This is a genomic window from Polaribacter marinivivus (genome assembly GCF_042651285.1).
Lineage (GTDB): Bacteria > Bacteroidota > Bacteroidia > Flavobacteriales > Flavobacteriaceae > Polaribacter > Polaribacter marinivivus.
In genome coordinates this window covers 1260065-1284739 of the sequence record NZ_JBHSCY010000001.1, presented here as the reverse complement: position 1 = coordinate 1284739, position 24675 = coordinate 1260065, and the positions used below count along the sequence as shown (strand labels likewise).

Here is a 24675-nt window from a genome sequence, read left to right as displayed (position 1 = left end):
CGTTTTGAATGAGTTTCAAAACGGTTTTTTCATTACTCTAATAGCTTTTATATTTGTAACAAATGAGCATCATAAGACTTCAAGATTTATATTTTAAACCTTACATTAATAAGGTTGAAATTAAAGCAATTGTAAAACATTTAGCAGAGCAAGTTAAAGCAGATTTACCAAAAGGAGAAGTGCCAATATTTGTCGGTATTTTAAATGGTTGTTTCTTATTTGCAGCAGATTTTATTAGAGAATATAATGGAGATTGTGAAGTTTCATTTGTTAAATTAGCTTCTTATCAGGGAACTAAAACTTCAGAAAATGTAAAACAACTTGTAGGTATAAATGAAGATTTAACAGATAGAACTGTAATCATTTTAGAAGATATCATAGATACAGGTACAACACTACAAGAAATTTATAATATATTTAGGCATCAGAATGTAAAACAACTTAAAGTAGCCACTTTATTTTTTAAGCCTGATGTATTTAGAAAAGAATTACCAATAGATTATATAGGTAAAAGTATTGACGATAAATTTATTGTAGGATATGGTTTAGACTATAATGGTTTAGGCAGAAATTATCCAGAAATATACCAATTAACAACAACACCAAAAATGAAAAACATTGTATTATTTGGCCCTCCAGGTGCAGGAAAAGGAACTCAAGCAGCATTTTTAAAAGATATGTACAATTTGGTACACATATCTACAGGAGATGTGTTTCGATTTAATATTAAAAATCAAACCGAACTTGGTCTTTTAGCTAAAAAATATATGGATGAAGGCGATTTAGTGCCAGATGAAGTAACTATAAATATGCTTAAAGCAGAAGTAGAAAAAAATGCTGATGCACAAGGCTTTATTTTTGATGGTTTTCCAAGAACTCAATCACAAGCAGAAGCTTTAGATGCTTTTTTAAGCGATAAAGGAGAACAGATAAATGCTATGATTGCTTTAGAAGTACCAGAAGATATTTTAGTAACTCGTTTATTAGAGAGAGGAAAAACTAGTGGTAGAACTGATGATACAGATGAAGTAAAAATTAGAAATCGTTTTAACGAATACAACACTAAAACAGCTATTTTAAAAGATTATTTTGATGCACAAAATAAATATTTTGGTATAGATGGAGTGGGTTCTATAGAAGACATTACAAAAAGAATAGCAAAAGTATTTGACCAGCTATAAAAAATAATATCATCTAGAACACTGTCGAAAAATCTTCTAAACTAAGATCTTTTGACTTTACTCAATGATATTTAAAAACATTAAAATGACTGAAGGAAATTTTGTCGATTACATAAAAATATACGCTTCCTCTGGAAAAGGTGGTCAGGGATCTGCTCATCTACACAGAGAAAAATACATTACCAAAGGAGGACCTGATGGTGGTGATGGAGGACGTGGAGGACATATCATCTTAAAGGGTGATAAAAATATGTGGACATTATTTCATCTAAAATTTAAACGTCATTTTAGAGCTGAAGGTGGTGGAGCTGGAAGTAAAAGTAGAAGTACTGGTGCAGATGGAGAAGATATCTACATACCTGTACCTTTAGGTACAATTATTAGAGATGCGGATACAGATGAAATAATCTGTGAAATTACTGAACATGATAAAGAAGTAATTCTTTTAGAAGGAGGTAAAGGTGGTTTAGGTAACTGGCATTTTAAATCTTCTACCAATCAAACACCAAGGTATGCACAACCAGGTATAGAAGGTAAAGAAGGATGGTTTAGAATAGAACTTAAAATATTAGCTGATGTTGGTCTAGTAGGTTTCCCAAATGCTGGAAAATCGACTTTATTATCTGTTTTAACAGCTGCTAAACCAAAAATTGCAGATTATGCATTTACCACTTTAAAACCAAATTTAGGTATTGTAGAAAATAGAAATCACACCACTTTTGTAATGGCAGATATTCCTGGTATAATAGAAGGTGCTGCTGAAGGCAAAGGATTAGGTCATCGATTTTTAAGACATATAGAACGTAACTCTGCCCTACTATTTTTAATTCCTGCAGATTCTGATGACATTAAAAAAGAATACGAAATTCTTTTAAACGAACTCAAAAAACACAATCCTGAGTTATTAGATAAAGACAGATTGTTAGCTATTTCTAAAACAGATATGTTAGATGATGAGTTAAAAGCAGAAATTAAAGAAGATTTACCAAAAGGTATTGAAACTTTATTTATTTCTTCTGTGGCTCAAATAGGTTTACAAGAGTTAAAAGACAAACTTTGGAAGATGCTAAATTAATTCTCCAATTTAATCTTTATTGGCAATTGATATTTTGAGGTAACAGGTATTCCTCTTTTTATTGCAGGATATATTTTAGGTAGTTTAGCTACAGATAATTTTAATAAACTATCTAATTCTGGAAATTCTGTTTTAATTTTTTCAGAAGAATTTAATTGCTCTAAATGTACTTTTCCTTTAGTATCTATTATTAAATCAACAAATATAGTTTCGTTAATTGTGTCTTTTGTAGATAAAGAATAGGTTAATAACTCCTTTCCTATTTTTTGATGAATGGTATTTCTAAAGCAATTATATTTTTTGTTTTTATCTATTAAAGAATCACAGACAGTAAAAGAAGGAAAAGTATCTACAGAAGTAAAATCGACAATAGTATCTAATTGTTGAAAGTTCTCTTTTTTTGTAAATGAAAATTTATTGCAAGCACTGCAAAAAACAATCAAAAAGATTACAAAAAAATTACGCATAAAATAGAATATAAATATTGCGTGAATTTACTAAAAATAAAAGAATTTTACTTTAAACTTTCACCCTTCATAAAATACTCTTTTTTTATTTCAGCAATTCTTTTTTTAACATAATTGGTAATGTCTTCATCTTTATCATATACACTTTCTAAATAACGAATGTAGAGTTTGTAAGCTATTTTCTTTTCCTTATAGTAATCATCAGATAGTTTTGCATATTGATATAATGCCCTGTAGTTTCTTCTATTTTCAAAATGTGCTTTTTCAAACATTTTTATAGCCATTTTAGGATTCTTTTGTTTATAATAAACTGTACCTAAACCATAAAATTCTTCATCACGTTTCTTTTTTCCTTTATAAGTCGCCATTAAATAATTTACTTGAGCTCGTTTATAATCTTTTTCTTTTAAAGCAATATGACCCAAATAGGTATTTGCTTTAAAATCTTCTTTATCTATAAATGATAATTTTGTTAAATACTTTTTTGCTTTCTCTAAACTATCTAAATGATAATAAGCTCTTCCTAATAAATACATTGGGTAGGTTTCCTTTTTGTAAAGTGTATCTAAATTTAATAAATACGGAATCGCTTTTTCATATTCTTCATCTTTATAAAGTTGATTAATTTTAAGCGTATTTAAATCAAAATCATTAGGCGAAATCGCCAATCCTTTTTCTACAAAAAGCTGAGTAGAATCTTTATCTCTTAACTTTTGAAAGCTATTAGCTAATCTAGTTATGGCTTTTACATGAAGTGTGTCTTTCTCAAAAGTATCTATAAAACTATTTATCATTGGATCTCTTTTACCTTGCAATGCATAAGACAAGCCTAAATGATAAGAATAATTAGCATTCGTTTTATCTTCTTTTTCAAGACTTTTAAAAGTTCTTTCAGCTTTTTTAGGATTTTTAGTAATAATGTACAACTTACCCAATTGGTATTTTAAGACCAAGTTTAAAGAGTCTTTGTCTATAATATCTTCATATATTTTGATTGCTTTTTTATACTGTTTTACAGCTCTATAATTCTTAGCTAACTTTAGTTTGGTTGTATAATCATTTTTGATTTCTAGCGCTTTTTCATAATTTAGTATTGCCTTTTTATAAGCATCTATACTTTCGTAAATGGTAGCTTTTTTTAAATGACTCACAAAACTTTTTGGTTGTTCGTCTAATACTTTTAAAGCCAATTTGTACCTTCCTTTTGCAAATAAACTATCAGATAAAGAAAAGTTTGAAGTTTGTGCTTTACTATTAAATGCTAAAAAAAGTAGTAATAATAGGGTAATCTTTTTCATTTATATTTTTTGCTACAATTTAAAAAAATGTAACAAATAATGGAGACTATCGTCACATAATTAAATATAAACATGGATATTTTTTTATTAATTCTAGGATTCTTACTTACACTAGTTGGAATTATAGGTTCTTTTTTACCCATTTTACCTGGACCAATTACAGGTTGGTTTGGTTTATTGTTATTGCATATCACTAAAATTGTACCCATGAATTATACATTTTTAGGCATCACATTAGCTATAGCAATTTTCATTTGGATTTTAGATTATATCATTCCAGCTTTGGGTACTAAACGTTTTGGAGGCAGTAAATACGGAATGTATGGAACCACAATTGGGTTAATTATTGGTTTATTATCTCCTATCCCATTTGGAATTTTAATTGGCGCTTTTTTGGGAGCTTTTCTAGGTGAATTGATCTATGATAGTAAAGACACAAATAGAGCAACTAAAGCTGCATTTGGTGCTTTTGTTGGCTTCTTAGCATCAACTACTATTAAATTTTCTATAGCAACAGTCTATGTTGTTTTATTTATTATGAAGTTTTGGGAGTATAAAGCTGAGTTCTTTTAAACTATTCTTTTTCAGCCATTTTCTTTACATAATCTGTAATGATTACAATTTGTGTTGCTCCAACTTTACCCTCTATATATTTTGAATTTTCATGATCTAAAGAAATTTTACGAACTGCTGTACCTTGTTTTGCAACCATACTAGACCCTTTTACTTTTAAATCTTTAATCAACACTACTGAATCTCCAGACTGTAAAATAGCTCCATTACAATCTCTGTGAATTACCTTTTCACTATCTTCTAAATGATCTCCAGTTTCTTTAGCAAAGGCCAATTCATCATCTTCTAAATACATCATATCTAATAAATCTTGAGGCCAACCTTCCTTTTTTAGACGATGTAACATTCTCCAAGCTAAAACTTTTACAGGTTTAAATTGGCTCCACATACTATCATTTAAACATCTCCAATGATTTGCATCTATTTCTTCAGTATTTTCTATTTGATTTACACATGTTTCACAAGCTAAAATACTACCATCAAAACCAGCTGTTGATACTGGTTTTACTTCGTAAATAGTTAAATTATTTGTTGATGCACATAATTCACAAGCATTGCCACTTCTATTTTCTAAATCTTGTAATAAACTCATTTTGTTTTTTGATTGATGCTAGCAAAAATACTACTTCTACTTTACCTCTAATGAAGTAAATTTAAATTTATGCCCATCAAATAACCCCTTATCAGATAATTTTAAAGATGGTATTACCAATAAAGCCATAAAAGACAAACTCATGTATGGAGCTCTAAGTGTACTTCCCATTTTTTTAGCCATTTTATCTAATTCAGCATAAGCTTTACCTATTTCTTTTGCTGGTTTATCTGACATGATACCTGCAACTGGTAAAGGCACAATTTTTTCTACATTTTCATTTACAGCACAAACTCCACCTCTATTTTTAATGATAAGATTTACAGCTTTACAAATTTGTTCATCAGAAACACCAACAGCTATTATATTATGAGAATCATGCCCAACAGAACTTGCTATAGCACCTTCCTTTAAACCAAAATTTTTAATGAAAGCAATTGCTGGCTCTGTATTTTGATAACGATTAACAACTGTCATTTTTAAAATATCAGTTTCAATATTTGATACTAAATAACCATCAATTAGTAAAGAATCAGCTTCTATTTTATTGGTGATAAGTTCTCCATCTAAAGCCTCAATTACATTTATTTTATCTGATGCTGAATGATATTCAAAATCAGCAATCTTTTTGAAATCGGTATTAAAATTATTCAGGATTTCAAAATCAACATGTTTCACAAAACTTTCTCCATTTTTAGCCACCAATTCTCCATTAATAAACGTTTCTAAAACATTAAAATCTTTTAAATTATCGACTACTACAAAATCAGCAAAATCTCCTTTTTGTAGTAAACCTACATCTAAATTATAATGTTGAACAGGATTTACACAAGCAACTTGCAATACTTTAAAAACATCCATTCCTTTAGCAATAGCTCTTGCACATAATTGATTAATATGACCTAATAATAAATCATCTGGATGTTTATCATCAGAACAAAACATCATATTTTTAAAATGCGTTGGTAATAAATCTATTAAAGCTTCGAAGTTTTTTGCAGCTGAACCTTCTCTAATGATAATTTTCATTCCCTTTTGTAACTTTTCTAAGGCTTCATCATAAGAAAAACATTCATGATCTGTAGAAATACCTGCAGCAATATATTTAGAAACATCATTACCTCTTAAGCCAGGTGCATGACCATCAATGGGTTTATTGGCATTTTTAGCATGCTGAATTTTTGCTAAAACATCTGCATCATCAAATAATACTCCTGGATAATTCATCATTTCTGCCAAATATTTAATGTCTGGATTTTCCATCATTATTTTTATATCATCAGCATCAATGATAGCTCCTGCACTTTCAAAAGAAGTTGCTGGCACACAACTTGGAGCTCCAAAATTGAACTTTAAAGGAACTTTTTTTCCGTTTTCAATCATAAACTCAACTCCTTTAATACCTAAAACATTAGCAATTTCATGAGGATCAGAAACTGTGGCTACTGTTCCATGAGTTACTGCAATTTTTGCAAACTCACTGGGTACCAACATAGAACTTTCTATATGAATGTGCGCATCTACAAAACCAGGTAAAATATAGTGTTCTACAGTATGATTTACTTCACGAATCTCTTTTATTCTATCATTTTCAATCTCTATTTCTCCTTTAAAAATTCGCTTGTTTTGTAAATCAACAATGTTTCCTTGTACAATCATTTTTTGGTGCTTTTACACAAATCTACAAATAATAAAAAGTGTATATCTAAAATTAGAAATAGAATATTTATTTTTGATTATGGATGAAAAACTACATTTTGAAAAATTTATAAGCTGGACCAAAAAAAACACTTTTTCACTAGAAAATTTGTTTCCAACAGTTCATAAAAACAAAGCTGTTCATATAGATTTAAGTATACAAAACAACACTGTAAAAACCGAAGAAGAATTTAACAACCCAAAATATTTTGGCGAGAAATTAGCAGAAATTCAAGAGCAAAATTCAGATAAAATTATTGCTGGAGGTTATTTAGAAAAACGTGCTCTATATACATCAGATATTTATAATGCAGAGAACTCAAATCAAAAAAGAAATATCCATTTAGGAGTAGATTTTTGGTTACCAGAAAACACGCCTATTCATGCTCTTTTAGATGGAGAAGTAATTTGTGCAGTTCATCAAACTTCGTATAAAGGTTATGGAGGTTTTGTTATCTTAAAACATATAGGAAAAGAAGTTGAATTTTACACCTTATATGGGCATCTTTCTAAAGAAAGTATTTCGAATTTTTCGCTTGGTGAAATCATCAAAAAAAATGAACAAATTGGAGTTTTAGGAGATTATCAAGAAAATGGTGAATGGGTACCTCACTTGCATTTTCAAGTGATGTTAGATGTATTAGATTATCAAAATGATTTTCCTGGAGTTGCGTTAGAAAGTGAACTTGAATTTTGGAAAATGATTTGCCCTAACCCAAATTTGCTGTTTAAACTAGATTCTCTATCTAAAATATAAATACTACATTTATAGAACTTATTAATAAACATCACTTATGTACAAGAAAATATTATTAGCTACGCTATTCATAGCTTGTCAAGCTTTTGCGCAACAAAAAGAAGATAAACCAAAAAATTGGGATGTAAATAACCCTCATGAAAACTGGTTATACAATACTTTTCAGTTAAATACTGATGAAGGTACTTGGATGAATCTAGATGTTTCTCCTGATGGAAAAACGATTGTTTTTGACTTATTAGGTAATATTTATAAAATGCCTATTTCTGGGGGAACAACTACTGTTTTACGTTCAGGATTAGCCTATGAAGTTCAGCCAAGATTTAGCCCAAATGGAAAATACATTTCGTTTACCAGTGATGCTGAAGGTGGTAATAATATTTGGGTGATGACTGCAGATGGTAAAGATGCAAAATCGATTACCAAAGAAAAATATAGGCTTTTAAATAATGCAGTTTGGACACCAGATGGAAAAAGTGTAGTCGCTAGAAAACATTACACCTCAACTCGCTCTGTTGGTGCAGGAGAAATGTGGCAATACCCACTTTCTGGAACTGCTGGTCTGCGTTTGACAAAAAGAAAAAATGATCAGCAAGATGTAAATGACCCATCTATTTCACCTGATGGAAAGTATTTATATTATGCAGAAGACATGTATCCAGGAGGTTATTTTCAATACAATAAAGATCCAAATAAACAGATTTATGTAATTAAAAGATACAATTTTGAAACTGGTGAAATAGATCAAATTACAGGTGGGCCTGGAGGTGCTGCAAGACCTGTAGTTTCTAGAGATGGTAAGTTGTTAGCTTTTGTGAAAAGAGTGAGAACAAAGTCAGTTTTATACATTCATGAATTAGAAACAGGAAAAGAGTACCCAATTTATGAGAATTTAAGCAAAGACCAAAGTGAAGCTTGGGCGGTTTTTGGTGTGTATCCGCATTTTGCTTGGATGCCAAATAACAAAGACATTGTTTTATGGGCACAAGGTAAAATCAACAGAATTAATATTGATACGAAACAGATTACGAATATTCCTTTTCAAGTTGATCAAGAAATTAAATTAGCAAAAACACATCGTGTAAAACGTAAAGTTTTTGAACCCCAATTTGCATCAAAAATGGTGAAAGATGTAAAAACTTCACCTGATGGAAATACTATAGTATTCACAGCTTTAGGTCATATTTATAAAAAAGTTTTACCTGATGGAACTCCTACAAGAATAACAAGCTTAACAGATTTTGAAGCTGAACCTAGTTTCTCTTCTGATGGAAATTCAGTTTTATTTGTAACATGGAATGATGAAGAATTAGGGGCTATTTACAAAGTAAATTTAGATGGTTCTAATTTGGAGAAAATTACTAATGAAAAAGGGATTTATAGAACACCAGCTTTTAATAGTAATAACTCAAAAATTGTATACAGAAAAGAATCTGGTAATGGAGACCAAGGTTTTGATTACACAAAAAAGACAGGAATCTATATAGCAAATACAGATGGTACTGATGCTAAAAGAATTTCTAAAAGTGGAGAATTTCCAATGTTTTCTGCAGATGATTCTCGTGTTTTCTTTCAAACTGGAGGTGCTTTTTTTGGAGGTTTAACCAAAAATTTAAAAAGTATTGATTTAAATGGTAAAGAAGAACGCAGCCACTTTTCATCTAAACTAGCTAATAGATTAGTGCCAAGTCCAGATAATAAATGGGTTGCATTTATTCATCTTCATAAATTATATATGGCTCCTTTTATAATGAATGGTAGCGAAATAAATTTAGATAATAATACAAAATCATTTCATGTAGAGAGCTTGTCTAAAAATGCAGGAATCAATTTACATTGGTCTGCAAGTAATGATAAAATATTTTGGACTTTAGGTGGAGATTATATTCAAAAATCTGTTGTAAATAATACAACAAATCCGTTTGCTAAAACCAATTTAGCAGAAAATCCAGAAACTACAATCAGCATTAATCTGGTAACAAAATCTGATGTTCCTGAAGGTAGAATTGCATTTAAAAATGCTAGAATTATTACTATGAATGGAGATGAAGTTATTGAAGATGGTACCATTGTTATTAACCAAAATAAGATTGAACAAATAGGCAATACTAGAAGCATTACTATACCTTCTGATGCCAAAGTTTATAAAATGAATGGCAAAACCATTATGCCAGGAATTGTTGATGTACATGCACATGTAGGAGCTTTTAGAAATGGTTTAAGTACTCAAAAACACTGGCAATTCTATGCTAATTTAGCATTTGGTGTTACCACTTCTCATGATCCTTCTGTTCATACAGCTGCTGCATTTACTTTAGAAGAGTTACAGAAAAGTGGTCATTTAGTAGGTCCAAGAATGTTTTCTACAGGATTTATTTTATATGGTGCAGAAGGCGATTTTAAAGCAGTAGTTAACAATCTAGATGATGCACGTTTTGCAATTGCAAGAACCAAAGCTTTTGGGGCAAAATCAATAAAAAGTTATAACCAGCCTAGAAGAGAACAACGTCAGCAAATTATGCAGGCAGCAAGAGAACAAAAAGTAAATGTAGTTCCTGAAGGTGGTTCTAATTTCTTTTCAAACATGTCTATGATTTTTGATGGACATACAGGAGTTGAACACAACATCCCAGTTAATCCTGTATATAAAGATGTATTATCGCTTTGGAAAAATAGCAAAACAGGATATACTCCTACTTTGATCGTAAATTATGGAGGTATGAATGGTGAGTTTGAGTGGTATCAAAAATATAATGTTTGGGAGAATGAAACCTTACTAAAATATACACCAAGATATGTGGTTGATACTCGTTCTAGACATAGAACTATGGTACCTGAAGAGGAGTATAAAAACGGACATGTTTTAACATCTGAAACAGTTACAGCTTTAGCCAAAGAGGGTGTTAAAGTAAATTTAGGAGCACATGGACAATTACAAGGTTTAGGCGCTCATTGGGAGTTATGGATGTTACAACAAGGAGGTTTAAGCAATCATGAAGCTTTAAAAGCGGCTACTATTAATGGTGCAGATTATATTGGTGCTGCTGATGAAATTGGTTCTTTAGAAAAAGGCAAATTAGCGGATTTAATTATCATGGATAAAAATCCTTTAGAAGATATTAAAAACTCTAATTCAGTAATTTATACGATGGTTAATGGACGTTTATATGATATAAATACCATGAACGAAATTGGTAATTACGATAAAAAAAGAACAAAATTTTATTTTGAAATGGATGGTTACAACCAAGGAGTGCCAGTAAATATGAACACGAATAGTTTCTTAACACCAAGATGTAGTTGTCATGAGTAAATTTTATTTTGGATAAATCACCTCATCCAAAGCAATATCAAATTCATTACTATCAGAAATTTTTTGAATAGGTTTAAAGAAATTTAAACCTATTTTTTTGCAATCTTTTCTGCAGTAGGCTAAAAACCGATCGTAAAAACCTTTTCCATATCCTACTCTGTAATGTAGCTCATCAGAAATTAAAAGTGGTACAAATACTAAATCTAGTTTACTTTCAGAAACTTGTACTGCATTTACAGGTTCTGGAATTCCGTATTTATTTAATGCTATTGCTGTGTCTTTTTCTAAATAAAAATGGGTTAATGAGTTATTTGTAAAATCACTTTTAGAAACTACAATTTTTTTGTTTTGACTTCTAAAATAATCGATAATAGGGTTTGTATTAATCTCTTTAAACTTTTCTAATGATAGAAAAACATGAACATTCTTAATATTAGAAATTTCTAAATCATAAATTTGTTGATAGATATTCTCTTGTAACTCCTCTATATCTTTACTAGATAATTGTTGTCGTTTTTCTTTGTAGATTTTTCTTAAATCTGATTTCTCCATTATTAATAAAATTACGAAAATCGATCTACAGAAAACGGACTTAGATTTAAAGAAGTTTTTTGTTCTGAAATGAACTCAGTAACCAACTTACCAGTTGCAGGTCCTAAACTCCAACCCATCATTGCATGACCTGTTGCAATAGTTAAGTTTTTACATTTTTTAGATTTTCCTATATAAGGTAATCCATCAGGAGAACAAGGTCTTAAACCACATTTAGCATTTTGTTTTTCAGTATTAGAAATACTAATGTTTTTATAGTAAGATTCAGCAGCTTTTGCAATGGCATTTACTCTTTTTTGATTAATTTCATGATTAATTCCTCCAATTTCCATAGTTCCTGCAAATCTTGTAAAACCTTGCATAGGTGTTACTGCAACTTTAGCCTCCATTAAAATGGCTGGTATTGTAATAGGGGTTTCTTTTTCTGTATTAATACTATAACCTTTACCTGCTTGCACAGGTATTGTAATTCCTAACTTTTTTGCAAAATTTTGAGACCAAGCACCTGAAGATAAAACAAATTCATCTGCTTTAATTTCTTGCTTATTTGTTGTTAAAGATTTTATAATTCTATTTTCAAAATGTACATCTAAAACCTCTTCATTAGTTTTTATTACTACACCATTTTGCTGCAAATAATTTTTTAACTCTTGCATAAAATTATTTGGTGTCATGTGTGCATCTGAATGATAATATACAGCTCCTTTTATATTTAAATCTACATTAGGTTCAAGCTTTTTAACTTCATCTTTAGTTAAATTTTCTACTTTCAAACCTAATGCAATGGCTTTTTTACCTGTGTCCCATTCTTCTTCTCCTGCTTTTTCAGTTTGATAATACATCAACAAACCTTTGTGGTCATAAGAAAAATTAAACTCTTTAGCTGATTTTAATTCTTCATACAACTCTCTACTAAAAAGATTAATATTTTTTATTACAGGTATAGCTTTAGTTACTTTTTGATGTGTGGCCGATTTTTTAAATAACCATGACCATTTTAAAAAATCTGCATCTAATCTTGGTTTTACATAAAAAGGACTTTCTGAATTAAACATCCATTTAATACCTTTTGTAATCATTCCTGGTGCTGATAATGGAATAATATGACTAGGTGTAATATAACCTGCATTTACATATGAAGCTCCTGATGAAAAATTAGATTTATCAATAATAGTAACATTATGACCCTCTTTCTGCAAATAATAAGCTGCAGATAAACCTATAATGCCACCTCCAATAATAACAACTTCTTTATTCATTTTTTAGTGTAATATCCCAAATTGGTTCTTCGTTTAAAAGATGTTCTACAAAATAATTCCATCTTTTTTTAATAAAATAATCTCTATGAATACCTGTATAACCATGTCTTTGGCTAGGTAATATTAGTAAATCGAATTCTTTATCTGCTTTAATAAATGCCTCAGCTAATTTAAAGGTGGCAGAAGGATTTACATTGTCATCTAAACCACCATGAGTAATCAATAACTTTCCTTTTAAATTTTTAGCATTGGTAACGTTAGATATTTGATGATAAGTACTATCTACAGGCCAACCTTGGTACATTTCTGGCCACCAAGCTTTTTCCATTCTAAAATCGTGATCTGCAGAACTAGCAACACCTACTTTGTAAAAATCTGGGAAAGCTAATAAAGCTCTACCTGTATCATAACCACCAGCAGAATGCCCAAAAATACCAACTTTATCGACATCTATAAACGAGTTTTCATTTGCTAAATGTTTTATAGCTTTTACATGATCTTCTAAATTATTACCCATTTTTTTGTATGAAAAATCTCTAAAAGCCTTAGATCTACCTGTGGTTCCTAAACCATCTATTTGTACTACAATAAAACCTAATTCTGCCATTGCTTGATTTGCAAAAGCCCTATCAAAAGATTTTGGAAATCTTTGAGTATGAGGGCCTGTGTAAGTTGCATCTATGATAGGGTATTTTTTTGATGCACTAAAATGAGTTGGTTTCCAATAAGCCCCATAAATTGTGGTTTTATTGTCTTTGCCAATTAAAGAAAAAGGTATTGGTGCTTCCCATCCTTTTTGAGTTGCCCAATCTACATTTGCAGTTGTTAATTCCGCTACAATTTTTCCTGTTTCAGAAACTCTAAGAACTGTTTTTGTTTTTTCTTGAATTGTAGACATATTATCTACAAAATACTTTCCATCTTTAGAAAAATTGATTTGATGATGTAAATTTTCTGCAGTTAATAATTTTTCATTCCCATTAAAGTCTACACAATACAATTGTTGATGGTAAGGATTGTTATTTTCTTCTTTGCCTGAAGCTAAATAGTAAATAGTTTCTTTGTCTTTATCTATAAAACTGATATCATTTACAACATAACCATCGCTTGTTAATCTTGTTGTTTTTCCTGAAGAAATATCTAATAAATACAATTGTCTCCAACCACTTCTCTCTGAATAAAAAATAATTTTATGATCATTTATTAATTGATAATCAAAATTTTCTACATTGGTATTAGAAGTTTCTTCTATTAATTTTTTAGTTGAATTATCTTTAAGATTTAACAAGATAAGCTCTTCCTCTTTATATCCTCTTTTTGTAATTCTTGCCAAAAGCGTTCCAGAAGTATTAGTCCATTGTAACTGACTAGCATTAATATGAGTAGTTGTTGGCAGTTTAGTTTTTACCTCTTTTTTTGTGTCAATATTATAAATTACTGGAGTGATTTTTACCATAGTAGAATCACCAGGAGAACCTCTGTAATAAGAGAGTAATTCAGGTTTAAAAAGTTCGTCTTTACTCCAATCCAAAAGAAACATTTTTTCTGCGTTTCTTGTATCTACAATAGTTGTTGAAATATATTTAGAATCTTTAGACCAATTCACAAAAAAACGATCTGGTCTGTTTCCATTTTCTCCTTTCATTTTATCAAACCAGCCATAATAAGAGGCATATTGAAAGTCTTTTTTACCTGATGAACTTAGTTGATATTCTCTATTTGTTAAAGTAGATTTTATAAATAAGTTGTAATTTTTAGTGTAAGCCAACCATTTTTTATCTGGTGATAAAGATTGATTCGTATTCTCTTCTTGTTGTTTTGTTTTTTCTACTTTTTTTAGGTTATAAGTCTTTAAATCTACAATGTATTTTTCATTAGAATAAATAAAGGATAAACCTTCTTTTAAAGGTTGAAAATTGCTAAAACTTAATCCATTCCTTTCAGTAAAACTATCATTAAGTTTACTTATTGCATTTTTTAGTTTATCATAATCAAAAAGTGCCTTTACTTTGTAATCATTAAAATTTACTGTTTTATATTCTTTTTTTTCTTTACTGTAATCTATAAACCAAATCCCTGAATTATCTTGAAACCAATTTACGTTTGTATTTAAATTAAATACTTTTTTATTATTGTAATTATTATATAGAAAATCTACAGCATTGTCATATTTGGCTTGTATATCAATCTTTTTTTCTTTGTAACAGCTAAACATTATTACACTGAATAACACTAACAATATTGCTCTAATTTTCATAATATTTTTTATTTAAATTACACTAAATCCATAAGCATAAGGATCATCTTCTTTATCTATAGTAATAGTATTTTGACCATAAATTTTAGCCCAACCTTTAATGCTTGGTATAATTGCTTTAAAATCTCCAAGTGTTGATTCTTCTTCTATCTTCCCAACAAAAGTACTTCCTATATAACTTTCGTGAATAAACTCTTCGCCTACTTTTAATTTTCCTTTGGCATACAATTGTGCTAAACGTGCAGATGTTCCTGTTCCACAAGGACTTCTATCTATAGCTTTATCTCCATAGAAAACAGCATTTCTACCATTTGAATTTGGATGAATTGTATTACCTGTCCATAGTAAATGTGATACATTTTTTATACTTTCTTTCTCTGGATGTATAAATTTATTAGGATACTTGTCATTTATTTTATCTCTTAATACTTGAGAATATTGAATAATTTTAGCAGCAGTAAAATCTTGAATTCCGCTAAAGTTTTTTTGTGGATCTATTATCGCATAAAAATTACCCCCATAAGCAACATCAAAAGTAAGTTCTCCTAATTCAGGACAATCTATTGTTAAGTTTTCTGCTGCTAAATAACTTTTTACGTTGGTGAGTTTTACCCATTCAACTTTGTTATTCTTTTGCGAATACTCAATTTCTACTAAACCAGCAGGAGCTTCCATTTTTATTTTACCAGGAGTTTTTGGTTTTACTAAACCTTCTTCTATGGCAATAGTAATGGTACCAATTGTTCCATGACCACACATAGGCAAACATCCAGAAGTTTCTATAAATAAAATAGCAAAATCGTTTTCTGGATGATGAGGTGGGTATAAAATACTACCAGACATCATATCATGACCTCTAGGTTCAAACATTAAACCTTTTCGAATCCAATCGAATTCTTTTAGAAAGTGTAATCTTTTCTCATTCATAGTAGCTCCTATTAATTCAGGGCCACCACTTTTTATCACTCTCACTGGATTTCCACAAGTGTGAGCATCAACACAGACAAAAGTATGTTTACTCATTTAAAGTATTATTGATGTAATTATTAACTCTTTTTTCTAAGATTGACAAAGTAACAGTGCCTTGCTCTAAGATTACCTCATGAAAATCTCTGATATCAAACTTTTCATTTAATTCTGTTTCTGCCTTTTTACGAAGTTCTCTTATTTTTATTTCTCCTATTTTATAAGACAAAGCTTGTCCAGGCCAAGAAATATACCTGTCTGTTTCTGTATTTATTTCGTGTAATGATAGTGCTGTATTTTCTGACATATATTTTACAACTTGATCACGTGTCCAACCTTTTGCATGTATTCCTGTATCAACCACCAATCTACATGCCCTCCACATTTCGTATGTATATTTCCCAAATTGTTCATATGGTGTTGTGTACATACCCATTTCGTCTGCTAAAAATTCTGAATACAAACCCCAACCTTCACCATAAGCAGATAAATATAAATTTCTACGAAATTGAGGAATAGAATCTCCAAGTTCATTATTTAAGCTTCCCTGTAAATGATGACCAGGAACTGCTTCATGTACTGTTAAAGCTGGTAAAGTATACAGTGTTCTACTTGGTAAATCGTACGTGTTTACCCAGTAATAACCAGGTTCTGTACTGTTTTTTGAAGTCCCTATATAACGTCCTCCTGTGTATTTTGGAGCAATTGCATCTGGAACAGGAGCTACACCATAAGGTTTTCTAGGTAAGGTTTTAAAAAATTTAGGCAATTGAGCATCTGCTCTTTTAGCCATATCTCTAGCAATCATTAAGATTTCTCTAGGTGTTTTTGCATAAAATTGTTCATCTGTTCTTAAGAATTTAAAAAAGTCTGCAAAAGAACCTTTAAAGTTTAATTCCTTTATAATTTTTTGCATTTCTGCTTTAATTCTTGCAACTTCTTTTAATCCTATTTGATGAATATCTTCTGCTGAATATTGTGTGCTTGTCGTATAAAAATTAATTCTATTTTGATAGTAAGCTGCACCATTAGGCGTTTCTGAAACTCCTAAAGTAGTTCTCGTTTTTGGAAAATATTCCGTTTCAAAAAAAGTTTTAATTCTTTTAAATTCTGGAACTACTTTTTGCTCTATAACATTTTTAGCAGCAGTTAGTACAGAGTCTTTTTGAGTTTGACTTAGGCTTGAAGGTAAATTATTAAAAGGTTTATAAAAAGGACTCTTTTTAAAGTCACTTACAATATGATCATTATAGGTAGTTTCATATCCTTTAAAAATAACTTTAGGTTGCGAAACTCCTTTATCTAAACCTTCTCTTAAATTTAAAAAATGCTGATTCACAAACTCTGGAAGAGCATTTAACTTTTTTAAATATTCCTTTACAGCCCAATAGTTATTTAAAGGTCTAATTTGGTAATTTAAACTACTATGAAATCCAGAATCTGATAATAAAGGATTTAGGAAACGTTCAAACTTGTAAAAATCTATTTTATCTTGAAGCACAAATTTTAATAATTCTGCAGAAATTTGTTCTGTTTCAGAAAGGTCATCCATTTTAATACAAGCAAAATTTTGTAATTGATTTTCTGCATAATCTGCTTCTGCTTTGTAATGCGCTCTAGTATACAATCCTAATGGATATTTATCTCTATCATAAGATTTTCTATCTTCATAAGATTTAATTAAAGAGGCTAATTCAGTTGATGATTTACCACATTTTTCATCTTTATGATTACAAGAAGCAAATATGAAAAAAGCTATAAAAAGGATTTTATAAATTTTCATAGTTTAAATTTTATCTTTAGTTCTTTCTCCATCTATAGATCTAAAAATATCTAATGGATTTTCGTTTTGTAATTCTTTTGGCAACAAATGATTTGGCCAACTTTGGTAACTAAAAGGTCTTACCCAACGATTTATAGAATTGATTCCAACAGCCGTAAATCTGCTATCAGTTGAGGCTGGATAAGGACCTCCATGAACCATAGATTCACAAACCTCAACACCAGTTGGCACTCCATTAAAAATAATTCTACCTACTCTATTTTGTAGTGCATCCACTAAAATATTATAGCTAGATAATTCATTATCATCAGAAATAATTGTTCCTGTTAATTGGCCTTCTAAATTAGAAATTACTGTTTCTAATTCAGTTTCATTATCACACTCAACTACCATAGAAAAAGGACCAAAAACTTCTAAATGTAATGTTGGATTTTCTAAAAAAGTTTTACCTTCTACTGTAACCACAGCTTGTTGTGCATAATTATTATGTACATCACTTGTAAAGTTAGCTTTTATCTCAACTTTATCTTCATTAACAATTTTTGATTTATTTGCTTCATATCCTTTTTTGATGTTTGGATGTAACATACAAGAAGGTTCTATTTTTATTATTTCTGTAGATAATTGTTCAACAAAATCTGTTAAACCCTTGCTTTTTATCCCTAATAACAAACCTGGGTTTGTACAAAATTGACCTGTTCCTAAAGTGATAGAACCTGCATAGGTTTTTGCAATATCAGCAGCTCTATTTTCTAACGCTTTTGGCAACAAAACAACAGGATTTATACTTCCCATTTCTGCAAAAACAGGTATAGGTTCTTCACGTTTAGCAGCTAAATCTAATAATGCTCTTCCTCCTTTTATACTTCCTGTAAATCCAACAGCTTTAACTTTCGAATTAGCTACCAATTGCTGGCCTACTTCTATTCCGCTTGAATTTAGGTTAGAAAAAACACCATTTGGCATACCAGTTTCTTTGGCCGCTTTTATTATTGCAGAAGCTACTAATTCTCCAGTACCAGCATGCATAGGATGCGATTTTACTATTACAGGACAACCTGCAGCTAAAGCTGCAGCAGTGTCTCCTCCTGCAGTAGAATATGCTAAAGGAAAATTACTTGCACCAAATACCACAACTGGCCCTAATGGAATATTCATTTTTCTTATATCTGCTTTTGGCATTGGTTCTCTGTTAGGTTGTGCTTTATCTATGGTTGCTTCTACCCAAGAACCTTCTTCAACTAAATTTGCAAAACTTCTTAATTGACCAACTGTTCTTCCTCTTTCTCCTTTTGCTCTTCCTTCTGGCAAGCCTGTTTCAGAACAATAGGTTTTTACTAAAGTATCATCTAATGCTAAAATTTCATCAGCAATAGCATTTAAAAACTCAGCTTTCTTTTTACCAGAAACATTTCTAAACTCTTTGAAAGCATCAGTTGCTAAGGATAAAGCTTGTTCTATTTCTTCTTGAGTAGCTTCTGTGAAAACTACATCATTTTCTCTATCTAATTCAGGATTATAAGTGGTGAATGTTATTGTTCCAGTAGCTGAAAGTGTATTTCCAATTTGATTTTTTCCTGTAATCATTTTTATTTAATTTTTATTTTTCTAATTTAAGTATCAACTTACTAAATCTAAAACTTCTAATCTTTCTTTTGCCAAAATATATCTTGCTTTGACATCATCAATTTGATGTTGATTTAGTTTTTTACCAAAAGTAAGCAGACCTCCAGCAACATCATTATGATGAATTCCCATTGCAAGCTTTAGGTATTCTAAAAGCAAAGGCTGAGCATCCAAATACGATAAGGAATTTAAAGCCTGTGAAATTTTATTTGCTTTGTCCCATTGACCTTTTAAAACATATTCTTGCATGGTTACACTTGCTTTTGGAAAAATATTTCCTACGCCTGTAATTCCACCACAAGCACCAGCAAGACCTGCATGAACAGTGACTGTATCTACTCCTGCCAAAATTTTTAAATCTTTATTTTTTAGCATCAGTGTTTCAATGATTGATACATCTATAGTTGATATTTTTAGTGCAGTTACATTTGATAACTGAGAGAGTCTTAATAGAAGTTCAGTTGAAATTGCATGATAACCAGCTGCATCTGGATTGTTATATGGCATAATTGTTACTCCAACATCTCTTGCCGTTTTTTCAGCAAGTACATAATACTCGTACATTTCTGTATCAGAAGGAACTGTCTTCGTTTTTGGGGGCATAACCATAACTGTATCCACACCAACTGTTGCAAGTCCTTCAACTATTTTGGCGAGTTCTTCTTTAGTCTCTGCAGCAGCTCCACTAATTAAAGGAACATTGTATTCTTTAGCAACTTCTGAAAGTGACTTAAGTAAAGAAATGCGTTGTTTATTACTCAAATAACTATTTTCACCCAAAGTACCAGAACCAACAAGCCCACTCATTCTACTTCCACCCTTTCCTTGAGTTTTTAAAATTTCTGCAGCTTGTTTCTGTGTTTCATCAAAGTCAATTTCTAGAGTGCCTGATTTTGATTCTTTTAGCCATGTAAAAACTGCAGGCATTACACCATCCCAATTACTTTTCATTTGGTTATAATTTGTTTGATATAAATTTATAACTCATAATTCTTTTAAAATAGGAGTAAATTAATCAATTTTAATACTATATTATCCATTTAATGAATTTTATAACTATAAAAGAATAATATTTACTTATTTTTAATTTTTTAATCATTAATCTTAAATGAAGGTCTATCCGTTTAAAATTCCTAAACCGAACAATAACGCTCTTATTTACCAAGAAGATATAGAGGTTGTTTTTTATGATAAACTCCATCAACATGATGAAATACAAATTAGTTATATAGAAAAAGGAAATGGAACTTTATTAGTTGGTAATAGTTTTACAAATTATTATACAGGAAATGTATTTGTAATTGGCAGTAATGTACCTCATGCTTTTAAAAGTGATACTTCTAAGAATGAAACCTCTAAAATGTTGACGCTTTTTTTTACAAAAGAATCTTTTGGAACTTCGTTTTTTAAACTTGAGGAATTTGAAGAAATTGAAAGTTTTTTTGTCAATTCTTTACATGGCTTTCAAGTAACATCTCAACTAACAGAAATAAAAGAAATATTCAATAAACTAAAAAAAGCTACAAAATTAGAACGGTTTATTATTTTAATAGCGCTTTTAAAATTATTATCAGAAAGTGATATTAATTTACTTTCTAATTACACCTATGCAAAAAAACTATCTGATTCCGAAGGAAAAAGAATGCGGAAAGTATTCGATTACACATTAAAAAATGCAGATCAAAAAATTTCTTTAGATGAAATTGCTAGTGTTGCAAATATGACTAAAAATGCTTTTTGTAAATTTTTTAAAAAGAGAACTAATAAAACGTACATTAATTATTTAACTGAATTACGCATAGAAAATGCATGCAAAATTTTAAAATCTAATAAAGATATGGCTATAGTAGATGTTGCTTTTAAAGCTGGATTTTATAATATTTCTAATTTTAATAGAAGGTTTAAAGAATTAAAAAAAATGACTCCTTTAACATTTAGAAACTTATAAATCTTCTAACTCTCTTTGAACCTTTTTAGGAAAGCTTTTTATTACTTGATCGTAAGAATGATTAATTAATTCTCTCACCAAATCATCAGAAACATCACTATTATTTATAGTTAATGTATTCCAATGTTTTTTATTCATATGCCAACCTGGATTAATACCTTCATATTCTTCTCTTAATTCAAAAGCTTTTTCTGGCAGACATTTTAAATTTATTTTTTGTTCTCCTGCTTCCCAGGCATCTAAACCAACCAAAGCAAACATTTTATTAAATACTTTAAAAACCAAAGTAACATCATCAAAAGGAAAATGTTCTGTTACTGCTTTTTTTGCAATACAAAAATTTCTAAGTTCATCTATTTGCATTGATATTAATATTTAAAAAGTATCTTTATACTATAAATTTACAATATTTTTTAATATGAAAAGTGAGTTTCTAAAAAACACATCCTTAATAAGTTATTCTAAAAAAAGTTTCGAAAAATCTTGTTATACTTCGATTCTTGATGTAATTCTTACAAATTCCACACCATCTACAGAATGGCTTAATACCTATGGATTAAATTTTAGAGAAATTTTTAGAGAAATTATTGCTAATAATAATTTAGACGACTTTTTGATAAAATTATTTATGGATGAAGAACATTCTAACAAAGTGATTTTATTAAATGATTTAGTTTTTATTAGTACAAGAATTCTAAAAACCGAAAGCAGAACATTAGATTCTGAACAAATGTTTTTTATTATTTCTTCTGGATTTTTATGGAGTATTCAAGAAAAAGAGGGCGATTACTTTAATTGGATTCGTGAAAGATTAGAAAATAATAAAGGTATAGTAAGACGTAAAAAAGCCGATTATTTATTGTTTTTAATTCTAGAATCTATTGTAGATAATTATGAAGATACTTATCAAAAAAATGCGGAATTAAGTGCCACAATTTTAGAAGCAGAAAACATAAAACCCACACCAGAATTTACAGCTAAAGTTGAAAAAAGAAAACAAGAACTATTCAACTTTAAAAAGGCAACCATAAGTTTAAAAGACACTATTTTAAAATTAGAAAAAATTAAGATTGAAGGATTTGATGTTAAATATTTTAGTGAATTAAAAGAGCAAACCAATAACCTAATTTCTAATATAGATTTTGAATTACAAGAATTAGAAAGCAAAATAAATTTAATATTTAGTATACAAGGTCATCGTTTAAATGAGGTGATGAAAACGTTGACTATATTGTCTGTGATATTTATTCCACTTACTTTTTTAGCAGGAATTTATGGTATGAATTTCGAAAATATACCCGAATTAAAATATAAATATGGTTACTTTATTTTATTAGGAGTTATGGTGGTTGTTACCTTAGGTGCTGTTTGGTATTTTAAAAGAAAGAAGTGGTTTTAGAATTAACTTGACTCATCTCTTTTAAAAATTGTTTTTATATATAAAACCATAGATAGCAAAGCAAAACATAACATTAAGTACTTTATTATAATTATAAATATATAAATTCCAAACCCACTTCCAGAATTACTTTCTGTTAATAAAGTTATTACATTATAAATTCTTTCTGAAAATTCCATATACAAGAAAATGTATAATGAAGATATAGAAATGAATAAAAGCCTAATATTTTTGACTTTTTTACTCATTACTCAAAAAACTTTTTAGAATAACCAAACTCTCCTTAGGATTTTCTTCCATAGGTACATGACCCGAATTTTCTATAACTACCAACTTAGAGTTTTGCATTACACTATCCATTCTTTTTCCATTATCTAAAGGAATCCAATTGTCTTTAGCTCCCCAAAGTAATAATGTTAGCGTTTTTATGCTTTTTAATTTTTCAAGATTTGCTTTAGAGCCTAATTTAAAATCCATTCTAGCTCTGTCTATAAAGGCTTGTCTATTACCATCTCTTAAAGCCATTTTATGATAACGCGTTATTAATTCATCTGTAATTTTAGTATCGTCTGCATAGACTTCTCTCATGTTTTTCTTAATAAAAAACTTAGGAGTTATATATAAAAACAAATCACTTAATAATGGTGTTTTTGCCAATTTAAAAACAGCAGGTTGTGGTTTGTTTGTTCGCAAGCCACTTGCATCTACTAAAATGAGTTTTTTTACTTTATTAGGATGTTCTGCTGTAAAGTTCCAAGCAATATTTCCTCCTAAAGAATTCCCTGCTAAATAGAAAGTATCAATTTCTATTTTAGTTAAAAATTTATTTAAAAAGTTTGTGTAAGATTTTATAGAATAGTCTGCTGTTGCATTAGGCCCTGTTAATCCAAAGGCTGGTAAATCCATTCTAATTACTTTGTTGGTTTTCTTTAACTCAGCTGTCCAAGCATCCCAAGTGTGTAAAGAAGACGCAGTACCATGAATTAAAACTATAGGTGTCCCTTCACCTTCAATTCTATAATGAACTTGAAGATTATCTACATTTATAAATTTTGAGTATTTATTACTATAATCTACTTTTAATTCATCTACAGATATATCCCTATAAATAGGACCATAAAGAATAAATAACAAATATGTTAAATATAAAAGTAACTGCTTAATACTAAATTTCTTCACTTATTTTATAATTTCATACAAAATTGGCTTACTTGGTGTAGCATCATTTTCAAAAGGAGCTATCATTAAATTTAATAAGTACTCACCATCTTCTACATCATTAGGCACATATATGAATTCTGTTATTGTAGCATCCATTCTAAGTTTACCATCTGTGTTCCAAAAAGCATTATGAGACAAAAGTCTACCTTCATCTTTTTCTTTATCTACAGAAGGTAAATCTATGAGTAGATGTTTAATCCCTTTTTCTTTTAAATAAATAGCTGCTTTTTCAGATAAATAGGTTGGGTTTGTATTTGAATAATCCATACTTTTTTTATCCTCTAAATTGGGTAAAGTTCGAATTACAATAGCATCTCTTTTTTTATTTCTTAACGCTGTTTTTAGCTGTTTTACTCCTATTAAAAAATCTCCATTATGAAACAAAGGGGCAATTGTAACTACTTCTGTAAGATGAAAATAGTGTTTTAAATTTTGATTTATAGAATGGACTTCTTTAGTAATATGCCCCACACATTCTGTATGGGTAATATGTGAATGTGGGTTAAAACTTATACCATTAAAATTAACTACAGCTCCATTTGCAACACTTACTTCATAATCATCAAATTTTTCTGGTTTTATTTTTGGATTATCTATATACCAAGCATTTACACTTTGCTTTTTTGGATCTATAGCAATTGAAATATCGATTGGTTTAGATATATCAATCACAATTTTTCTTGAATTGTATTCTATTATTGCTTTCAATT

22 protein-coding genes are annotated in these 24675 nt (G+C 29.5%); 7 read left to right on the top strand and 15 right to left on the bottom strand.

What is annotated here, in order from left to right; genetic code table 11:
- Positions 1–62 precede the first annotated feature (62 nt).
- Positions 63–1181, top strand: coding sequence for an adenylate kinase (locus ACFOWD_RS06040; RefSeq protein WP_377408947.1), 1119 nt, complete (start codon positions 63–65; stop codon positions 1179–1181).
- Between the two features lie 85 nt (positions 1182–1266).
- A complete protein-coding gene (gene obgE, locus ACFOWD_RS06035) occupies positions 1267–2256 on the top strand; it encodes a GTPase ObgE (RefSeq protein ID WP_377408945.1) in 990 nt (329 codons plus the stop codon).
- Here obgE and ACFOWD_RS06030 read toward each other — a convergent pair.
- The gene (locus tag ACFOWD_RS06030; protein ID WP_377408943.1) at positions 2253–2723 is read right to left on the bottom strand and encodes a hypothetical protein; all 471 of its coding nucleotides are present in this window, start codon (positions 2721–2723) and stop codon (positions 2253–2255) included. The genes obgE and ACFOWD_RS06030 overlap by 4 nt on opposite strands.
- Before the next feature lie 47 nt (positions 2724–2770).
- Positions 2771–4021 carry a tetratricopeptide repeat protein gene (locus tag ACFOWD_RS06025; protein WP_377408941.1) on the bottom strand — a complete coding sequence of 417 codons (1251 nt, stop codon included), beginning with the start codon at positions 4019–4021 and terminating at the stop codon, positions 2771–2773.
- A gap of 72 nt (positions 4022–4093) precedes the next feature.
- On the opposite strand from ACFOWD_RS06025, the gene ACFOWD_RS06020 reads away from it, so the two are divergent.
- Positions 4094–4594, top strand: coding sequence for a DUF456 domain-containing protein (locus ACFOWD_RS06020; protein ID WP_377408939.1), 501 nt, complete (start codon positions 4094–4096; stop codon positions 4592–4594).
- A 1-nt stretch (position 4595) separates the two neighbouring features.
- Here the strand turns inward: ACFOWD_RS06020 and ACFOWD_RS06015 are convergent, their stop codons facing one another.
- On the bottom strand, positions 4596–5186 hold the full coding sequence (locus tag ACFOWD_RS06015; RefSeq protein WP_377408938.1) for a PhnA domain-containing protein: 591 nt from the start codon (positions 5184–5186) through the stop codon (positions 4596–4598).
- A gap of 36 nt (positions 5187–5222) precedes the next feature.
- The gene (gene ade, locus ACFOWD_RS06010) at positions 5223–6845 is read right to left on the bottom strand and encodes an adenine deaminase (RefSeq protein WP_377408937.1); all 1623 of its coding nucleotides are present in this window, start codon (positions 6843–6845) and stop codon (positions 5223–5225) included.
- 79 nt (positions 6846–6924) lie between these two features.
- Here ade and ACFOWD_RS06005 point away from each other — a divergent pair, with 79 nt between their 5' ends.
- Positions 6925–7641: a peptidoglycan DD-metalloendopeptidase family protein gene (locus ACFOWD_RS06005; protein ID WP_377408935.1), complete on the top strand. Its 717-nt coding sequence runs from the start codon at positions 6925–6927 to the stop codon at positions 7639–7641.
- A gap of 37 nt (positions 7642–7678) precedes the next feature.
- Positions 7679–10954, top strand: a complete 3276-nt coding sequence (locus tag ACFOWD_RS06000) for an amidohydrolase family protein (RefSeq protein WP_377408933.1) — start codon at positions 7679–7681, stop codon at positions 10952–10954.
- A gap of 3 nt (positions 10955–10957) precedes the next feature.
- On the opposite strand, the gene ACFOWD_RS05995 is transcribed toward ACFOWD_RS06000, so the two are convergent.
- From ACFOWD_RS05995 to ACFOWD_RS05965, 7 genes are read right to left on the bottom strand one after another with little or no spacing between them, the layout of a single operon-like run.
- Entirely contained in the window at positions 10958–11506 is a 549-nt protein-coding gene (locus ACFOWD_RS05995) for a 5-formyltetrahydrofolate cyclo-ligase (protein WP_377408932.1), read from the bottom strand.
- Between the two features lie 11 nt (positions 11507–11517).
- Positions 11518–12765 carry an NAD(P)/FAD-dependent oxidoreductase gene (locus ACFOWD_RS05990; RefSeq protein WP_377408930.1) on the bottom strand — a complete coding sequence of 416 codons (1248 nt, stop codon included), beginning with the start codon at positions 12763–12765 and terminating at the stop codon, positions 11518–11520.
- Positions 12758–15022: a S9 family peptidase gene (locus tag ACFOWD_RS05985; protein ID WP_377408928.1), complete on the bottom strand. Its 2265-nt coding sequence runs from the start codon at positions 15020–15022 to the stop codon at positions 12758–12760. The genes ACFOWD_RS05990 and ACFOWD_RS05985 overlap by 8 nt, the downstream gene beginning before the upstream one ends.
- Before the next feature lie 12 nt (positions 15023–15034).
- Positions 15035–16045, bottom strand: coding sequence for a 4-hydroxyproline epimerase (locus tag ACFOWD_RS05980; protein WP_377408926.1), 1011 nt, complete (start codon positions 16043–16045; stop codon positions 15035–15037).
- Complete coding sequence (locus ACFOWD_RS05975) at positions 16038–17771, bottom strand: DUF885 domain-containing protein (protein ID WP_377408924.1); 1734 nt, start codon at positions 17769–17771, stop codon at positions 16038–16040. The genes ACFOWD_RS05980 and ACFOWD_RS05975 overlap by 8 nt, the downstream gene beginning before the upstream one ends.
- Before the next feature lie 3 nt (positions 17772–17774).
- Complete coding sequence (locus ACFOWD_RS05970) at positions 17775–19358, bottom strand: aldehyde dehydrogenase (NADP(+)) (RefSeq protein WP_377408922.1); 1584 nt, start codon at positions 19356–19358, stop codon at positions 17775–17777.
- A 33-nt stretch (positions 19359–19391) separates the two neighbouring features.
- Positions 19392–20348 (bottom strand): dihydrodipicolinate synthase family protein, encoded by a 957-nt coding sequence (locus ACFOWD_RS05965; protein WP_377408920.1) that lies wholly within the window; start codon positions 20346–20348, stop codon positions 19392–19394.
- Between the two features lie 157 nt (positions 20349–20505).
- Here ACFOWD_RS05965 and ACFOWD_RS05960 point away from each other — a divergent pair, with 157 nt between their 5' ends.
- The gene (locus tag ACFOWD_RS05960) at positions 20506–21345 is read left to right on the top strand and encodes an AraC family transcriptional regulator (RefSeq protein ID WP_377408919.1); all 840 of its coding nucleotides are present in this window, start codon (positions 20506–20508) and stop codon (positions 21343–21345) included.
- Here the strand turns inward: ACFOWD_RS05960 and ACFOWD_RS05955 are convergent.
- The gene (locus ACFOWD_RS05955) at positions 21340–21708 is read right to left on the bottom strand and encodes an MmcQ/YjbR family DNA-binding protein (protein ID WP_377408917.1); all 369 of its coding nucleotides are present in this window, start codon (positions 21706–21708) and stop codon (positions 21340–21342) included. The genes ACFOWD_RS05960 and ACFOWD_RS05955 overlap by 6 nt on opposite strands.
- Before the next feature lie 55 nt (positions 21709–21763).
- Here ACFOWD_RS05955 and ACFOWD_RS05950 point away from each other — a divergent pair, with 55 nt between their 5' ends.
- Positions 21764–22744: a magnesium and cobalt transport protein CorA gene (locus ACFOWD_RS05950; protein ID WP_298991850.1), complete on the top strand. Its 981-nt coding sequence runs from the start codon at positions 21764–21766 to the stop codon at positions 22742–22744.
- Positions 22745–22746: 2 nt separating this feature from the next.
- Here the strand turns inward: ACFOWD_RS05950 and ACFOWD_RS05945 are convergent, their stop codons facing one another.
- From ACFOWD_RS05945 to ACFOWD_RS05935, 3 genes are read right to left on the bottom strand one after another with little or no spacing between them, the layout of a single operon-like run.
- Positions 22747–22992, bottom strand: coding sequence for a hypothetical protein (locus ACFOWD_RS05945; RefSeq protein ID WP_377408915.1), 246 nt, complete (start codon positions 22990–22992; stop codon positions 22747–22749).
- The gene (locus ACFOWD_RS05940; protein ID WP_377408913.1) at positions 22985–23923 is read right to left on the bottom strand and encodes an alpha/beta fold hydrolase; all 939 of its coding nucleotides are present in this window, start codon (positions 23921–23923) and stop codon (positions 22985–22987) included. Before ACFOWD_RS05940 ends, ACFOWD_RS05945 begins: the two co-directional genes overlap by 8 nt.
- Positions 23924–24673, bottom strand: a complete 750-nt coding sequence (locus ACFOWD_RS05935; RefSeq protein WP_377408911.1) for a cyclase family protein — start codon at positions 24671–24673, stop codon at positions 23924–23926.
- Positions 24674–24675 lie beyond the last annotated feature (2 nt).

What these genes read in the sequence shown, in the direction of transcription:
- ACFOWD_RS05990 (WP_377408930.1), bottom strand. Translation starts at nt 12,765, where the DNA reads ATGAATAAAGAAGTTGTTATTATTGGAGGTGGCATTATAGGTTTATCT.
- ACFOWD_RS05995 (WP_377408932.1), bottom strand. Translation starts at nt 11,506, where the DNA reads ATGGAGAAATCAGATTTAAGAAAAATCTACAAAGAAAAACGACAACAA.
- ACFOWD_RS05975 (WP_377408924.1), bottom strand. Translation starts at nt 17,771, where the DNA reads ATGAAAATTTATAAAATCCTTTTTATAGCTTTTTTCATATTTGCTTCT.
- ACFOWD_RS06040 (WP_377408947.1), top strand. Translation starts at nt 63, where the DNA reads ATGAGCATCATAAGACTTCAAGATTTATATTTTAAACCTTACATTAAT.
- ade (WP_377408937.1), bottom strand. Translation starts at nt 6,845, where the DNA reads ATGATTGTACAAGGAAACATTGTTGATTTACAAAACAAGCGAATTTTT.
- ACFOWD_RS06000 (WP_377408933.1), top strand. Translation starts at nt 7,679, where the DNA reads ATGTACAAGAAAATATTATTAGCTACGCTATTCATAGCTTGTCAAGCT.
- ACFOWD_RS05965 (WP_377408920.1), bottom strand. Translation starts at nt 20,348, where the DNA reads ATGAAAAGTAATTGGGATGGTGTAATGCCTGCAGTTTTTACATGGCTA.
- ACFOWD_RS05970 (WP_377408922.1), bottom strand. Translation starts at nt 19,358, where the DNA reads ATGATTACAGGAAAAAATCAAATTGGAAATACACTTTCAGCTACTGGA.
- ACFOWD_RS05980 (WP_377408926.1), bottom strand. Translation starts at nt 16,045, where the DNA reads ATGAGTAAACATACTTTTGTCTGTGTTGATGCTCACACTTGTGGAAAT.
- ACFOWD_RS06020 (WP_377408939.1), top strand. Translation starts at nt 4,094, where the DNA reads ATGGATATTTTTTTATTAATTCTAGGATTCTTACTTACACTAGTTGGA.
- ACFOWD_RS06025 (WP_377408941.1), bottom strand. Translation starts at nt 4,021, where the DNA reads ATGAAAAAGATTACCCTATTATTACTACTTTTTTTAGCATTTAATAGT.
- ACFOWD_RS06015 (WP_377408938.1), bottom strand. Translation starts at nt 5,186, where the DNA reads ATGAGTTTATTACAAGATTTAGAAAATAGAAGTGGCAATGCTTGTGAA.
- ACFOWD_RS05945 (WP_377408915.1), bottom strand. Translation starts at nt 22,992, where the DNA reads ATGAGTAAAAAAGTCAAAAATATTAGGCTTTTATTCATTTCTATATCT.
- ACFOWD_RS05955 (WP_377408917.1), bottom strand. Translation starts at nt 21,708, where the DNA reads ATGCAAATAGATGAACTTAGAAATTTTTGTATTGCAAAAAAAGCAGTA.
- ACFOWD_RS05960 (WP_377408919.1), top strand. Translation starts at nt 20,506, where the DNA reads ATGAAGGTCTATCCGTTTAAAATTCCTAAACCGAACAATAACGCTCTT.
- ACFOWD_RS06005 (WP_377408935.1), top strand. Translation starts at nt 6,925, where the DNA reads ATGGATGAAAAACTACATTTTGAAAAATTTATAAGCTGGACCAAAAAA.
- obgE (WP_377408945.1), top strand. Translation starts at nt 1,267, where the DNA reads ATGACTGAAGGAAATTTTGTCGATTACATAAAAATATACGCTTCCTCT.
- ACFOWD_RS06030 (WP_377408943.1), bottom strand. Translation starts at nt 2,723, where the DNA reads ATGCGTAATTTTTTTGTAATCTTTTTGATTGTTTTTTGCAGTGCTTGC.
- ACFOWD_RS05950 (WP_298991850.1), top strand. Translation starts at nt 21,764, where the DNA reads ATGAAAAGTGAGTTTCTAAAAAACACATCCTTAATAAGTTATTCTAAA.
- ACFOWD_RS05985 (WP_377408928.1), bottom strand. Translation starts at nt 15,022, where the DNA reads ATGAAAATTAGAGCAATATTGTTAGTGTTATTCAGTGTAATAATGTTT.